Here is a 333-nt window from a genome sequence, read left to right on the forward strand (position 1 = left end):
GCATCACCGCGGACCAGTTGGAGCAGGCCCACGCGGCCGACCTCGCGATACAGCAGGAAGAGGGCGTTCACTTCCAGCAGTCGTGGGCGGACCCGGAGTCCGGCACGCTCTACTGCCTCTCGGAGGCGCCTTCCGCCGAGGCGGTCCAGCGCATCCACGAACGGACCGGCCACGTGGCCGACGAGATCCACGCGGTGCCGTTGTCAGCGCGGTGAGCCACCGAAGGCGCCGACCTCCGGCAGCCCCTCGTCCACCCGCCCCGGAACCAGGGCCTTCTCTCCTCTCGCGGCGACGCCCGGCGCCTCCTCGCCGATGACGGCGTCGGTGTCGGCG

1 protein-coding gene is annotated in these 333 nt (G+C 72.4%); it reads left to right on the top strand.

The annotated features are described in order from the left end of the window. Positions 1–2: 2 nt before the first annotated feature. The gene (locus J0695_RS42910) at positions 3–215 is read left to right on the top strand and encodes an SCO4226 family nickel-binding protein (RefSeq protein ID WP_307798917.1); all 213 of its coding nucleotides are present in this window, start codon (positions 3–5) and stop codon (positions 213–215) included. Positions 216–333: the final 118 nt, after the last annotated feature.

Origin of the sequence: Streptomyces beijiangensis, assembly GCF_017315755.1 — a bacterium.
GTDB classification, from domain to species: Bacteria; Actinomycetota; Actinomycetes; order Streptomycetales; family Streptomycetaceae; genus Streptomyces; species Streptomyces beijiangensis.